The following is a 13,811-nucleotide window of genomic DNA, read 5'->3' as shown; positions in this document are numbered from 1 at the left end:
CGATTACTTCTCGACGATTTTGAAATTCGCGACGCCATAAACGTCGTTGCAGGGGGTGTTGGGCGCGCACACCGGCTTGCCCAGCAAAGGCGACGGCCCCGTGCCGCGCGTGGCTTCGAGCGCCGCCAGCACGGGAAGGGGAAACTGCGGAAACACGCCGTCGTTCTGGACGCCAGAGGCGCCGAAGTCGCGCTCGTGCTCGCTCACGAGCACCGCGAACTGGTTGGTGCCGGCGGGGCCGCCGGCATCCATGGGCCACGAAGCGCGCGGCAGCGAGAGCGGGCTGCCGGCGGTGATCTTGTTGTGCTTGTCGAGCAGGTTCGGAAACAGCAAGAACATCTCGCCGCCGCTGGACAGCAGGAACACGTACACAAAGCCGTCGCGCTTGCTGCGCACTTCGAAGGCGAGCCTGTCCTTGCCGATTGCGACCTCCGGCTTCTTCGGCGCGGCCGCCACGTCGAAACCCGGCGCCGCACCCGCGGCGAGCGACTGCAGCGAGTCGAGCGGCGTGCGGGGTGCCGGCGGAGGAGGCGGCGGTGGCGGGGGCGCTTCGGTCACGCGGATCTCGGGCGGCGGTGGTGGCGCAACGATCGCCTGCTTGCCGCCGCCGCTGTCGCCTTCCGCGGCCGTGCGGCCCTGGTACCACCACCAACCACCGCCAGCCACCACGGCGGCCACCGCCAGCGATGCGATGACGGGCACGGCCTTGCTTTTGCCTGAGCCACCGCCATCGTGCGAACCCGGCACTGACGTCTTTCCACCGCCGCCGATGATGGTCGGCGCGTCGGCATTGCCGGCGGTCTTTCGCGAGCCAGGGGTCACAGGCGGCGAGGTTCGCGGCACCGGCGCGATGCTGTGGCCCACCTCCAGGTCGAGTGCCGCGCGGAACTCGGCCATCGACTGGGGCCGCGACTCGGGCCGCACGCCCAGGCCCGCATCGATGGCCTGCAGCAGTCGCAGGCTGTAGCGCTGGCGAAGGATTTCGTTGCTCGCCAGCGGCACATAGCTGTCGGACAGGAGCCGGGCCACCGAGGGCGGCGGCGCGCGTCCGCAAACGGCCACATGCATTACCGCCGCAAGTGCATAGACATCGGTCCACGCGCCCTGCGACATGTCGGGCATTTCTGCGTACTGCTCGATGGGTGCGTAGCCCGGCTTGAGGATCACCGTGATCGCCTGCGTCTTGTCGGTGATCACGCGGCGCGCGGCGCCGAAGTCGAGCACCACCGGCCGGCCCGAGCCTTCGAGCAGGATGATGTTGTCGGGCGCGATGTCGCGGTGATAGCAGTTGGCGCCGTGCATCACGCCGAGCGCCTGCGTCACGCCGTCCATGATGCGGATGAGCCAGGCCTCGTCCACGCCCGCCGGAATGGACCCCAGCGCCTGGCGCAGCGTGTCGCCGCGGTAGAACGGCATGACCATGTAGGTGGTGCCGCGCTCCTGCCAGAAACGGTAGACCTTCAGCAGCGAGGGATGGTCGAACTGCGCGAGCAGGCGGGCTTCGTTGATGAAGCTGCGCATGCCGAGGTCGAAGGTTTCGCGGTGGCGCTCCGACAGGGGGACGACTGTTCCGTCCTGCTGCCTTGTCGAGAGCGATGTGGGCAGGTATTCCTTGATGGCGACGACGCGTTCGAGGGCGTGGTCCCAGGCTTCATAGACGACACCGAAGCCGCCCTGGCCTACGACTCGGGTGATTTCGAATTCTGCGAGGCGGCTGCCTACGGGGAGGAGGCCGGCTTCGTTGGCTTCTGTGGCTGGGCTTGTGATGGGGGCGTTGGACAGGCTTGTGGGGCTGGCTGTGATTACCGTTACCGAGGTGTCTGTTTGTTGGGCTGGCCGCGACATGACCTGGGTGCGGTCGTCTTCTGTCGGCGTGTTTGGTTTTGGTGTTTCGGTCATTGGCTGGCTCCCGTATGGACGTTGACGGGGGCTTGCTTTCCGAGGCCGGGTGTCGCCCCGGCGGGCGACCTACTTTTCTTTGCTTCGCCAAAGAAACGTAGGCAAAGAAAGGCGACCCCACTGTCTGCGACCCTCCGCTTCGCTGCGGGCAACCTGCGGTGCTCGGGTTTCGCGGGGTCTCGCAGAACTCGCTTCGCTCAGACAGCTGCGAGCCCTGATCCGCAAAACCCTCCGCTCCTCGGCGCATACAGAGGGGCTTGGAAACCGAACGGGCCTTTGCTTCGCTCGGCCACCAAGCCACTGCGGCGCTGCGCGCCGCAGTGGTTGGGATGAGCTGGGCAGTTGGCTGTTGGTCTTGGCTGTTGGGGCCGAGCGAGAGCGAAGGCTGCCCGCCCCACCCCTTCTGTATGCGCCGAGGAGCGCAGATGGAGGCGGGATCAGGGCCGCAGCTGTTTGAGCGAAGCGAGTTCTGCGGCCCCCGCCGGAGTCGAGCACCGCAGGTTTCCCGCAGCGAAGCGCAGGGGACGCAGACAGTAGGGCGCGCCTTTCTTTGCTTACTTTCTTTGGCGAAGCAAAGAAAGTGAGTCGCCCGCCGGGGCGAGACCCGGCCTCGGACAACAAAACGAAGCAAGGAGTTCATTCCCCCTCCCCCACAAACAAAGCCTCGAACTCCCCATCCAAAGGCAACCCAGCAACCATCACCCCGGCGTCAGCCGAAGCAGCAGGATCGTCCAGCCACAAGGACCTCCCCGCCCCAGGCAAAGCCAGCGACTCCAGCCCCCCTCCCTCACCTCCCCACCTTCAGCAACAAACAACCGCTCAAGCAAAGCATCGAACCCCAGCGCATCCATATCCCCCTCAAGCCCCTCCAGCGCCGCCTGCGTCCCCCGCTCCCACCACAGCAGCACACCCCGCAGCGCATCCCCTGCAGCGCATCGCCAACAGAAGCATCGATCTCGACCGCCAGCGTGATCGGAAAGTACCGCCCCACCCCATCGACCGAAGGCATCATCACGCCGATCCAGGCGCCCTCGCCCGCCACTCCCGGCCCCAGCGCAAAGCACCACACCGGCGCCTGCAGGTAATGCGCCATCCAGTCCGTATGCCGGTCCTTCAACCGCGCCAGCCCTCGCTGCAGCCAGTGGTCCCATTCAGAGAGAAACGACTCGGGCAACCGCCGGTGCGCAAAGTCACCCATGCCCGGCAACTTGCCGAACCATCCGGGCAATGCAGAAGCAGAAGGAAAAGCAAGCGCGTCGCTCACAACCCCTCCGGACAAGAAAACTCACGCAGTTCCTTCCAGCGGATCGGGTGCTGCACGCTGTTCGTCGTTACCTCGAAGCGCGCCTTGCGCGGGCCGACCTGGAAGGTGATGAAGAACTTCTCGGGCGCATCGCCGGCTTCGAGCTGGCCGTCGTCGAGCGCGCGGAACAGCGCCCACGGCCCATCGACCGCGGAGCCGGAGCTGCCGGTGGTCGAAGGCGGGCTCACCTGAATGCGCACCTGGTTGCTGCCCTTGGGGCCCGGCCATTGCACGGCCATGGGCACCACGGGGCCGTGCGCGTATTTCACGAGCTGGCCGTCCACGTCGAGAATGAACTGCGTAATGCCCGCGTCCATCTCCACCGGCTTGAAGTCCAGCCGCATCGAAGGGCCGCGGCCGCCGCCGCGGAAGAAGATGTCCTTGATGCGCGCGGCGCGCTCGAACTGCGCCAGCGCCTGCGTTGTGACGGCGCCGCGCTCGGCCACCGGCTTGTAGCGCCACGGCTTGGTGCTGGTGTCGACCAAGGCGGCCAGCCGCTTCTGGAAGAAGTCGTCCATCAGGCCACCGGCGCCGAACATCTGGCCGAAGTCTTCGGGCAGCACGTCGCGCTTGCTGCTGCCCACGAAGGGGTAGCGGCCCGCGATGGCGCGGTTGCAGAACTCGGTCACGGGGCGCAGGTCCTGGCTCAGGTTGCCGCGCTCGGCCACCTGCGCCTGCGCGGCGCCCGACTGGCTCAGGTTCTCGACCATGGTGCGCACCGGCTCGGGCAGGCGCCCGGCGTCCGACTTGAGCTTGCCGGCCACGTCGCCGGGCGGCGGCGAGGTGCGGCCCTTCACGGCCGTGTCGACGGCGTTGAGGTACACGTACACCTCGTTGAAGAGCTTGAGCGCCTCGTCGATGGGCGCGGGCTGGTTGGGCGCAACGGGCGTGACCAGGCGGCGCAGCGGCTCGAAGCGGTCGTCCACGATGCTCTCGATGCGCTTGCCGCTGGCCACCGGCTTGTTCGGGTCGCCGCCGAACAGGTCTTCGAGGCCCTTGCGCGTGTTGGCAACCGTGGCGGTTGCCTTGCTCACCACGTCCTTGGGCTGGTCGGCGGGAATGAGCGTGGTTTCCTTCACCACCGCGCGCAAGAAGTTGGCAAGCGGCGAACCCACGCCCGAGAGAATGCGTGCGGCCTCGATGTTCTTCTCGAGCCCGGTGGCGCGAATCAGCCGCACGTCGGCCAGGAGCGTCTCCCACACCTTGACGTATTCCGCCAGGTACAGCCGGCGCACGCGGTCGGTCAGCGCGCCGAGCGCGGCCACGTCGCGCATGCGGTCGGTGGCGCTGCGGTCTTGCCCCAGCACCCACGGGTCTTCCTGCGCGAGCAAGCCGGTGAGCACCGTCACCTCGTTCTGGAAGCGCTTGTGATAGCCGTCGTAGGTGAACATGCCCGGCACGCCTTCGGTCAGCGGCTTGCCGCTGATGCGCTCGAACACCAGCGGCGCCGAGGGGCCGGCGGCGGTGGCGATGCTGAAGCCCGGAATGTCCTTGGTGGCGCGCTGGCGCTTGAGGCGGCTGAACACGCGCTGCTCCAGCGGGTAGCTCGCAAGCACCGCGCGCACGCTGCGCACCAGGTTCTCGTCCATCTTGAGCGGCGAGCGCGGCGGGCCCTGGGCAATGAGCACGTCGAGTTGGTCTTCGAGCGCCTGGCGCTGGTCTTCGGGAATGCCGCGGTCCAGGCTGCGCGCCCAGTCGAGCGTGATCCACGCCTTGAGCGCCTCGGCATCGAAATGCTCGGGCTGGTAGAGCATGAGGTAGCTCTTGAGCGCCTCGTAGGTGTATTCGAGGTTGTCCTTCTGCGCAGTTCGCAGCTGGTCTTCGATGCGCTTGGCGATCTGCGGCAGGAAGGCATCGTTGAGCGCGCGCTGGTGCGTGAGCATGGCGGCCGCATCGAGCTTGTCGCCCTGGTAGAGGCCCAGCGTCATCGACAGCGGCTCGTCGCCCTGGCGGTTGTCGGGCGTCTTCCAGATGTCGCGCAGGCCCTGCAGCACGGGCGCTACCTCGACCAGGTTCTGCACCCGCGAAGGCAGCGCCGCAAGGGTCTGGCGCGCAGGCTCGACACGCGCCTCGACCGACTTCAGGTAGTTGACGTTCTGCAGCGTGCTGTAGCCCCAGCCAGCCAGCAGCGCGAGCGTCACCAGCGTCATGGCCGCAACGCCGGCCATGCGCAGCGTGTGGCGCCGACGCTCCAGCTTCACGTTGGCGCCGGCCAGGCGCTGCTCCGGAAATACCACCTCGCGCAGCAGCGCGGTGAGAAAGTAGCTGCGGCCGCTCGACTTCTGCGGCGCGAGCATGGCGCGCTCCAGGCCGAAACTGCGCGCAAGGCTGCCCATCACGCGATCGATCGGGCTGCCCTCTTGCGTGCCGCTGGTGAAGTAGACGCCGCGCACCCACGGCGGCTGGGCAAAGCGCGAGCCGGTGAACACCTGGTCGAGCAGGTCGGACAGCATCGAGCCGATGGAGCCGAACTGCGCCGGAAAGCCAAAGATCGCCGCGCGCCGCGTGCCGTCCGTCTCGCGCTGCATGCGCGCGATGAGCCCGTCGTTCACGCGGTTGTGCAGCAGCGCGAACTCGCGGTTGAAGGCGGTGGAGAGGCCCTTCTCGTCGGCTTGCACATTCTCGTCGGCCGGCAGCGTAAAGCCGAACACCTGCGCGCGCTGCTCTTTGCCAAGGTCGTCGAAGTAGTCGGTAAAGCCGTAGAGCAAGTCGCTCTTGGTGACGAGCACGTACACCGGCAGCCGCGTGGTGAGCTTCGCATCCAGCTCGAGCAGCCGCGCGCGAATGGAAGCGGCCAGCTGCGTGCGCTGCTCGGGGCCTTGGCTCAGCAGGTCGGCCACGCTCACCGTGAGGAACACGCCGTTCAGCGGCCGGCGCGGGCGCGCCTTCTTGAGCAGGCCCAAAAAGCCTTCCCACGCGCTCTTGTCTTCCGACTGGTGGCTGTCTTGCGTGGTGTAGCGGCCGGCGGTGTCGATGAGCACGGCTTCGTCGGTGAACCACCAGTCGCAGTTGCGCGTGCCGCCCACGCCGCGGATGGCGCCGGGGCCGAACTTCTCGGCCAGCGGGAACGAAAGGCCGGAGTTGACCAGCGCGGTGGTCTTGCCCGCGCCGGGCGCGCCGATGAACACGTACCACGGCAGGTCGTACAGATAGCTGCCGCCGGAGATGGAGAGCCAGTCGCGCCAGCCGGGCTTCTTGCCGGCCGCATGCAGGCGCATCTGCTTGAGCGTGGCCACGGCTTCGCTGAAGCGCGTGTCGAGGATCTTCTGTTCGCCGTTGACCGGCGCGTCCGTCTTCGCAGACGGCGCCTTCATCAAGCCGTCGGTCAGGTGCTGGCTCGCACGGCGCGCGCGCCAGCGGCGGTAGAGCGCGCGCAGCACCACGATGAGCACGATGGCTCCGATCAGCAATGCGCGTGCAAGGTCGCTCTCGAGCGGCACCCACGCGCCGATCTTCACCAGCGGGCCGATCCACCAGATCAGCAGCGAGACGATGACCAGCGCGAGGATGGTCAGCAGCAGCGGGCTGAACAGGAAGCCGAAGATTTTCTTGATCATTTCGTCACTCCCGCCGAAGCCATCCGGTCGGGCTCCGACAACAGCACGATGTCGACACGCCGGTTGCGCGCGCGGTTGGCCGGGGTGTCGTTGGCGGCCACGGGCTCGGCGTCGGCCTTGCCGTCGGAGCGCATGCGCGCCGGCTCTACCTGCGTGGTGAGCGCGCCCTTCACCGCATCGGCGCGCGCGGCCGACAGGTGCCAGTTGGACGGATAGCGCAGCGAGCGGATCGGCTGGTTGTCGGAGTGGCCGGTAATCAGCACCTCGCCCTTCACCTCGGCCAGTGCCTGGCCGATGCGGCGCAGCACCGGCAGCGATGCGGCCATGGGCTCGGCGCTGCCGGAGCCGAAGAAGGAGTCGCCGCGCAGGCGCACCACGCTGCGGTCGGCCTCGTCGGTCACTGTCACCAGTCCTTGCTTGATCTCGGGCTCCAGAAAGCGCGCAAGCCGCGGCGACTTGGCCGGCACGGCGGGCGGCGCAATCTGTATGTTGGGCACGCGCAGGCCCGACACGGCGGCATAGGTGGTGTCGGAGCGGTAGTTGAGCGTGAGCCGCAGGCCGAACCAGGCCAGCGCGAGCAGCAGCGCAAAGCCCGCCGCAAACACCCACAGCGGCAGCGATTCACGCAGCCGCACCGTGCCTGCGCCCTGCCCGCGCCAATGCGGAGAAAGCTCGGCCTCGAGCGGCGGGCGGTCCTTGGCGATGAGATCGGCCAGCCGCTGCCGCACCGAATCGAGTTGCGCGCGGCCGTTGTCGACCACGCGGTAACGGCCTTCGAAGCCCAGCGCGAGCACGCTGTAGATCAGCTCCAGCAGCTGGCGGTGCGTGGGCACGTCCTGCGCGAGCTTGGCGAGCAGCTGGAACACTTTTTCGCCGCCCCAGGTCTCGTTATGGAACTGCACCAGCAGGCTCTGCTTGTTCCAGCCCGCCTGCACGCCCCAGGGGTTGTTGGCCACGGCTTCATCAAGCGCCGTGCACAGCACATAACGCGCGGCCAGAACCGATTCGTTGCTCACACCGGCGCGGCGTGCGGCGGCGTCGAACTGGTTCACCGCGTCCGCGGTGGAGGCTCGCAGGGCCGGCACGTTGGGCGGCTGCACCAGGTTGCGCAGCTTGCCGATCAGCACCAGCAGCTTGCCCGCCGCGGAGACCAGCGGGTTGAGCAGCCCGATCTCGCCTACATCCGCGGCGGGTGTCGGATCGGCACCGCCGAAGAACGGCGCGGGCGCAGCCGCGGGCGGCGGCGTGCCGGCCGGCGTGCGCGGCTTGGGCTTGATGACCGTGCGCTCCGACTCGAAAGCGGCGAAGGGGTCTGGTGTGGTCATGATGGTGTTCCGTTTCCGTCAGCCCGATGCGGCTAGGAACGAATGGCCCAGAAGGCGAGGTCGAGGCCGGGAAAGTCGCCCGCGATGTGCATCGCGATGCCGCCCGATTGCTCCAGCTGGCGCCACAGGTCGCTGTTGCGCGTTTCGAGCTCGAAGTAATTGGCGCCGGTATGAAAGGGAATCTGGCGCGGCGCGACCGGCATGGGCGTGAGCGTGACGCCCGGCAGCGCCAGGTTGACCAGGTCGCGGATGCGCTCGACCGGGCCGATCTTGACCTGCGTGGGAAAGCGCGCGCGCAGCGCCTCGCTCGGCATGTTGGCATTCACCGCGAGCACGAAGGTCGCCTTGCGCTGCAGCTCCACATCGGTGACCACCGCCACGCGCACGCCGTGCTTGCGGTCGTGCAGCTCGATGCGGACGGCCGACTGCTCCAGCACCATCGAGAGGCTGCGCCGCAGGTCGTCCATTACCGGTCGGAAGCTCAGCGCCAGGTCGTCGTGGATATAGGGCCCGAAGCGTGTGACGCGACGCGAATCGCGAAAACTCGCCAGGTCGCCGGCCAGCCCGAGCGCATGCTCGAAGAAATGCTGCGGGTGCAGCATGGCGCTCTTGGCCAGATGCGCGAAGACGGCTTCGTTGCGATTGACTGTCTGCAGCAGCATGAAATCGGCAATCTCGGCCACCCCGCCCGTGCCGCCCTGCGTCATGCGGCCGGCCAGCGCCTCGCCGCGTTGGCGCAAAAGACCCAGCAATTCGTCGAGCCACGAGCGGATCACCGCATGGCCCGCCACGTCGAGCAGCGGCGGCAGCATGGCGCGGTCGAGCTGCACCTGGTTGTCGACGCGGCGCTCGACCACGCGGGCCACGCCCAGCGTGGTCCATGCATCGGTCGCCTCGCTGGCGCGCATCAGGCGTGTATGAAGCTGGCCTAGTTGCAGCATGGCGGTGCGCTCGCCGGCGGTGTTGGAGTCGGGCACTTCAGACTCGAGCACGCGGTGGCGCACCAGCTCTTCGTATTCTTCAGCGTCGGCCTCGCGGGCACCGGCACGGCGCACGGGCAGCGCCAGCATCACGGCCTCGTCGCGCATGGTTGGCGGAATGTCGATGGGCTCGGGCAGTGGATCGACCGCCGGCATGTCGAACACCGTGCCGTCGCCGAAGATGCCCACCGCGCGCACCAGTGCGAGCTTGCCCAGTGTGAGCGCGGCCTGGTCGATCTCGATCTCCGCGAAACCCCAGGCATAGGGCGTGGTCGAACGCAAAAGCACATGCCGCGCATGGTCGCCATGACGCTCGCTCTGCTGCAGGTGCTGGGGCTGCAGCAGCATCCCCTCGCTCCAGACCACTTTTGTTCGCCAACTCATCCGCACTCCGTCAAAGGCAAGGGCTGCCCGAAAGAAGCACGGAGTTTCCGGCGCGCAAGGCCGGCGGCAAATCCGCCTAACGGCCTAGGCGGAGGGATTTGGAGCTACGGCGAAGGGACTAGGCGGGCGCCAGCACGCCTCGTTCAACGTGCGGCCGCAGACGCCGCACGCAACGTCTCGACCTGTTCCTTGTACGCCTGCTCGATGCGCCGCAGCCTTTGCTCGCGCGCCGCATCGTTCACCCATGCAGCCGCCATCGCGTTCTGCTTGCCCAACTGGTATTCAAGCGCCGCCTCGGGCAGCAGTGCGCTGTCGTCAGCCGGGGCATAGCCGTAGGCAGCGCGCAGCGTCTTGAGCACCTCGCGCTCGGCATCGGCGCGCGGGCCCTTGCCTTGGCCGTAGCCGATCAGGAAAGCCTGCAGCTTGGCCTGGAACGCGGGTGGGTAGTCGCGCCGCACCACCATCTGCGCGCCGGGCGGCGGGTCGGACTCCCACACCACATGCAGCCGCGCGGCCTCGACGGGAAACTGCTCCCTGAAGCGCTCGAAGTCGGTGGTGTTGTTGGTGGCCACGTCGGCATCGCCGTTGGCCACTGCGAGCGCGGTGGCTTGGTGGTTGCCGACGAACTCGCCGCGGAACTGGGTTTCCATCTGGATGTTGCGCGGCAGGAAAAGCTGGCTCTGCGGCATGAGGAAGCCGGTCACCGAGCGGCTGTCGCCGCGTGCGAGGCGCCAGCGCTCGGGCTCTGCGAGCACCGCTTCCAGCGTGTTGGGCACGCCGGTCTTTCGCGTGAGCAGCACCGCGCGGTGGGTGGGCATGCCGGGCCGGCGGGCGATTTGCGCCACCACCTTCATGCGCCGCTGCATCACGGCTTCGAGCGCGATCTTGGCCGAAAGAAACGCCATGTCGACTTCATCGCGCTTGATGGCGCGGTCGAGCTCTTCGTACGACGCCACGGAGTAAGCAGTCACCGGCACGCCGATGGCCTGGCTCATGTCGGCCAGCAGCGGCATCCACAACGCACGCGACTCGACCGCGCCCCCCAGCGGCAGCACGCCAAAGCGCACGGGCTTGGTGGGAGCGGCCGCTTTTTCGGTGGCACCGGCGCCGCCCGGCGCCAGCAAGAGCGCGGCAACAACCAGCATGAGCGGCATTGCCATGGCGGCAAGCCACCCGACAGCGCGAGGCAGCGCGCGAACACGCATGTCAGGGCGACAGGTCCCGAAGGACGGTGACCTGCTCCGCATAGCCGCTTTCGATGCGCTTCAGCCGCGCCTGCCGCGCCTCGTCGTTGACCCATTGCGCGGTCATGGCGTTCTGCCTGGCCAGCTGATAGGCGAGCTTGGCGGCCGGCTGCAGCGAGCTGTTGTCCGCCGCCACGAAGCCGGCCAGGTCGTGCAGCGACTTGAGCACGGCCCGCTCCGCATCGCCCTTGGGCCCCTTGGCGCGGCCGTAGCCGACCAGGAAGGCCTGCACGCTGCTGCGCAGCTCCGGCGGGTATTCACGCCGCACAACGATCTGCGCATGCGGAATGAGCTCCGATTCCCACAGCACCTGCAGCCGCTGCGCCTCGGCCGGAAAGCGCTGCTTGAAGCGTTCGAAATCGGCCGTGTTGTTGGTGGCCACATCGGCTTCGTTGTTGGCCACGGCCAGAGCGGTCGCCTGGTGGGTGCCGACGATCTCGCTCAGGAAACGGGTTTCCATCGCGATGTGGTTGGGCAAGAAGAACTGCAGCTGCGGCACGATGAAGCCGGAGACCGACTGCCGCTCGCCGCGCGCAAGGCGCCAGCGCTCCGGCTCCCCGAGCAGGCTCTTCTTGGTATTGAACGGCGGTGTCTTGCGGGTGAGCAGCAGGGCGCGGTAACCCGCCAGGCCATCGTGCCGCACCACCTGGGCCACCACTTTCATGCGGCGCTGCGTCACGGCGTCGAGCGCCATCTTTCCGGACAGGAACGCCATGTCGACCTCGTCGCGGCGGATGGCCTGCTCCAGCGCTTCATACGAATTGACCGAGAGCACGCTCACCGGCCGGGAGATGGCCCGGCTCAGTTCGGCCAGCAGGGGGTCCCAGTCGCTGCGCGATTCGAAAGCACCGCCGAGCGGCAGGATGCCGAAGCGCACCGGTGCATCGGGCTGCAGCGCGGGCTGCGAGGCGGCCACCAAGGGCAGGCCGGCGAGCAGCGCCAAGGCAAGTGCGCCGCGGCGCACCGCCACGGCGGCAGCACGCCTGAACCGCGGGCTGCGGTGCGGGGCACGAAAGGCGTCAATGGCGCCGGAAGCCTTCCGGGCGCAGCTGGGGGAGGCCTGCATTTTTGGGCACGGAACATGAGCCGCTGCGGGTCAGCGGGTCTAACATGGACAAACGCGGACACGATTAGATATCAAATACAAGTCTTTTTTGTGATGTTTTTCCCATCTTTCGCACCGTAACCAGCGCCCGTAAGCTCGATCTTCATGCGCCCAATGCCCCCATGAACTGGAACTTCCGCGTCGTCCGGGGGCTTGCGCGCCTCACCTTCGCCCAGCAGCTGATCCTGCTGGCGCTGGTGCCGGCAACCGCCGCCACACTGGCGGCCATTGCCGTTCTGACGCGCCAGCACCTGGACAACCTCACCGAGCTGATGCGCGCCAATGCGCAAACGGTGGCGCTGCAGGTCGCCACCGCGGCGCAAGCTCCGCTGGTGCGCATGGACCGCCGCATTCTCCAGCGCACGGCCCAGTCGGGCACCTACCAGCCGCATGTGCAGCAGGTGCAGATCTGGTCGGACGACGGCGAGATCGTCGCCAACTCCGAAACCGTCGACCGCGCCCGTGGCGAGGGCCTGCAGGTGGTGGTGCCGATCGTGAGCGAGGACGGCAAGCACAGCGGCAAGGTCATGGTCGAGATGAGCCTGGACGCCGTGCAGGACGCGCGGCGCTCGGTGTGGCTCAACGTGGTGCTGGTGCTCGCAACCAGCTTGGTGGGCGTGGGGCTGGCGGGCTGGTGGGCCGCGCGGCGCATCAGCGAGCCGATCCGCGCGCTGGGCAAGGCGGTCGACCGCCTGGGCGCCGGCGAGGCCGCGAGCGTGACCATCGAAGGCACCTCCGAAGTGCGGCACCTGCAGCACGGCTTCAACCAGGCGGCGCGCGCACTGGCCGAAAGCCACCGCTTGCTGCAAAGCCGCATCAGCGAGGCCACGGCCGAACTCGCGCGCAAGAACCAGCAGCTCGAAGTCGCGAGCCAGGCCAAGACGCGCCTGCTGGCCGCCGCCAGCCACGACCTGCGCCAGCCGCTGCACGCGCTCACGCTGTTCTCCGACGGCCTGGCCAACGGCGAGACCGACCCCGTGCGCCTGCAGCGCATCGGCCACATTCGCGAGTGCGTCGATTCGCTCGACCGGCTGTTCTCGGAGCTGCTCAATCTCTCGCAGCTCGATGCCGGCGTGCTGCAGCCGCAGTGGGCTGACTTTCCGCTCGACCAGCTGTTCGATGAAATCAGCCGCAACTTCCGTCCCGTGGCCGAGCAGCAGGGCCTCCGGCTGGTGGCGCGCAAGACCGACCTCTGGGTGCGCTGCGACTACGTGATGCTCTCGCGCATTCTCAACAACCTGGTGTCGAACTCGCTGCGCCACACCATCGAAGGCGGCGTGCTGATCGGCGCCCGCCGGCGCGGCAAGGGCGTTCGCATCGACGTGGTCGACACCGGCGTGGGCATTGCCGTGCAGCACCAGGCGCGCGTGTTCGAGGAGTTCTACCAGGTGGAGGCCACCGGCCGCCAGGCACCGCGCGGCCAGCGCGGCATGGGCCTGGGGCTTGCCACGGTGCAGCGCCTGACGGAGCTGCTCAACACCCGCGTCGAGCTGACTTCGCGGCCGAACAAGGGCACCTGTGTGCGGGTGCTGGTGCGATCGGCGCCGGCCGCATTGCCCGCGCTGGACGTGGCGCCGGCTCCCAGCGCCGTCGAGGAGGAACCCAGCTTCGAGCAGTTGCGCATCCTGGTGATCGACGACGAGCGCACCATTCTCGAAGGCCTGTCGGTGGTGCTCACCAACTGGGGCGCCGAGGTGCAGGCGGCGCAAACGCGTGCCGAAGCACTCGCGCTGGCCGACGCGTGGGAGCGGCCGCCGGACGTGGTGGTGAGCGATCTGCTCTTGCAGGGCGGCGACAACGGGCTGGACGTGATCGCGGCGCTCGAACGCCATCCGCGCGGCATCGGACCCGGCACGGCACGCCTGCTGGTCACCGGAGAAACCAAGCCCGACCGCCTGCGCGAAGTGGCCAGCGCCGGCATCGCGGTGCTCTACAAGCCGGTTTCTCCGCGGGTGCTGCGCCAGGCCATCCAGGCGCAGCGCGCGGCGGCGCTGCTCAACGCCGAAGCCTAGGG

The 13,811-nt window shown here is 68.1% G+C and carries 8 protein-coding genes; 1 reads left to right on the top strand and 7 read right to left on the bottom strand.

Annotation, left to right across the window (positions count from 1 at the left end):
• Positions 1-3: 3 nt before the first annotated feature.
• The 7 genes from M0765_RS11400 to phnD all read right to left on the bottom strand — a co-directional run bounded on the left by M0765_RS11400 (position 4) and on the right by phnD (position 11,662).
• Positions 4-1,899, bottom strand: coding sequence for a serine/threonine-protein kinase (locus M0765_RS11400; protein WP_258503781.1), 1,896 nt, complete (start codon positions 1,897-1,899; stop codon positions 4-6).
• A gap of 787 nt (positions 1,900-2,686) precedes the next feature.
• Entirely contained in the window at positions 2,687-3,163 is a 477-nt protein-coding gene (tagF, locus tag M0765_RS11395; RefSeq protein WP_258503779.1) for a type VI secretion system-associated protein TagF, read from the bottom strand.
• Positions 3,160-6,759, bottom strand: coding sequence for a type VI secretion system membrane subunit TssM (tssM, locus tag M0765_RS11390; protein ID WP_258503778.1), 3,600 nt, complete (start codon positions 6,757-6,759; stop codon positions 3,160-3,162). The genes tagF and tssM overlap by 4 nt, the downstream gene beginning before the upstream one ends.
• Entirely contained in the window at positions 6,756-8,084 is a 1,329-nt protein-coding gene (locus tag M0765_RS11385) for a DotU family type VI secretion system protein (protein ID WP_258503777.1), read from the bottom strand. Before M0765_RS11385 ends, tssM begins: the two co-directional genes overlap by 4 nt.
• A 32-nt stretch (positions 8,085-8,116) precedes the next feature.
• Entirely contained in the window at positions 8,117-9,448 is a 1,332-nt protein-coding gene (gene tssK, locus M0765_RS11380) for a type VI secretion system baseplate subunit TssK (protein ID WP_258503775.1), read from the bottom strand.
• Between the two features lie 143 nt (positions 9,449-9,591).
• Positions 9,592-10,608: a phosphate/phosphite/phosphonate ABC transporter substrate-binding protein gene (locus tag M0765_RS11375; protein ID WP_446751548.1), complete on the bottom strand. Its 1,017-nt coding sequence runs from the start codon at positions 10,606-10,608 to the stop codon at positions 9,592-9,594.
• A 46-nt stretch (positions 10,609-10,654) separates the two neighbouring features.
• The gene (gene phnD / locus M0765_RS11370) at positions 10,655-11,662 is read right to left on the bottom strand and encodes a phosphate/phosphite/phosphonate ABC transporter substrate-binding protein (RefSeq protein ID WP_258503774.1); all 1,008 of its coding nucleotides are present in this window, start codon (positions 11,660-11,662) and stop codon (positions 10,655-10,657) included.
• Between the two features lie 257 nt (positions 11,663-11,919).
• Here phnD and M0765_RS11365 point away from each other — a divergent pair, with 257 nt between their 5' ends.
• Positions 11,920-13,809 carry an ATP-binding response regulator gene (locus M0765_RS11365; protein ID WP_258503772.1) on the top strand — a complete coding sequence of 630 codons (1,890 nt, stop codon included), beginning with the start codon at positions 11,920-11,922 and terminating at the stop codon, positions 13,807-13,809.
• The last annotated feature ends 2 nt before the right edge of the window (positions 13,810-13,811 follow it).

Origin of the sequence: Variovorax sp. S12S4 (assembly GCF_023195515.1) — a bacterium.
Taxonomy (GTDB): Bacteria; Pseudomonadota; Gammaproteobacteria; order Burkholderiales; family Burkholderiaceae_C; genus Variovorax.
This window is presented reverse-complemented; position numbering and strand designations above follow the sequence as displayed.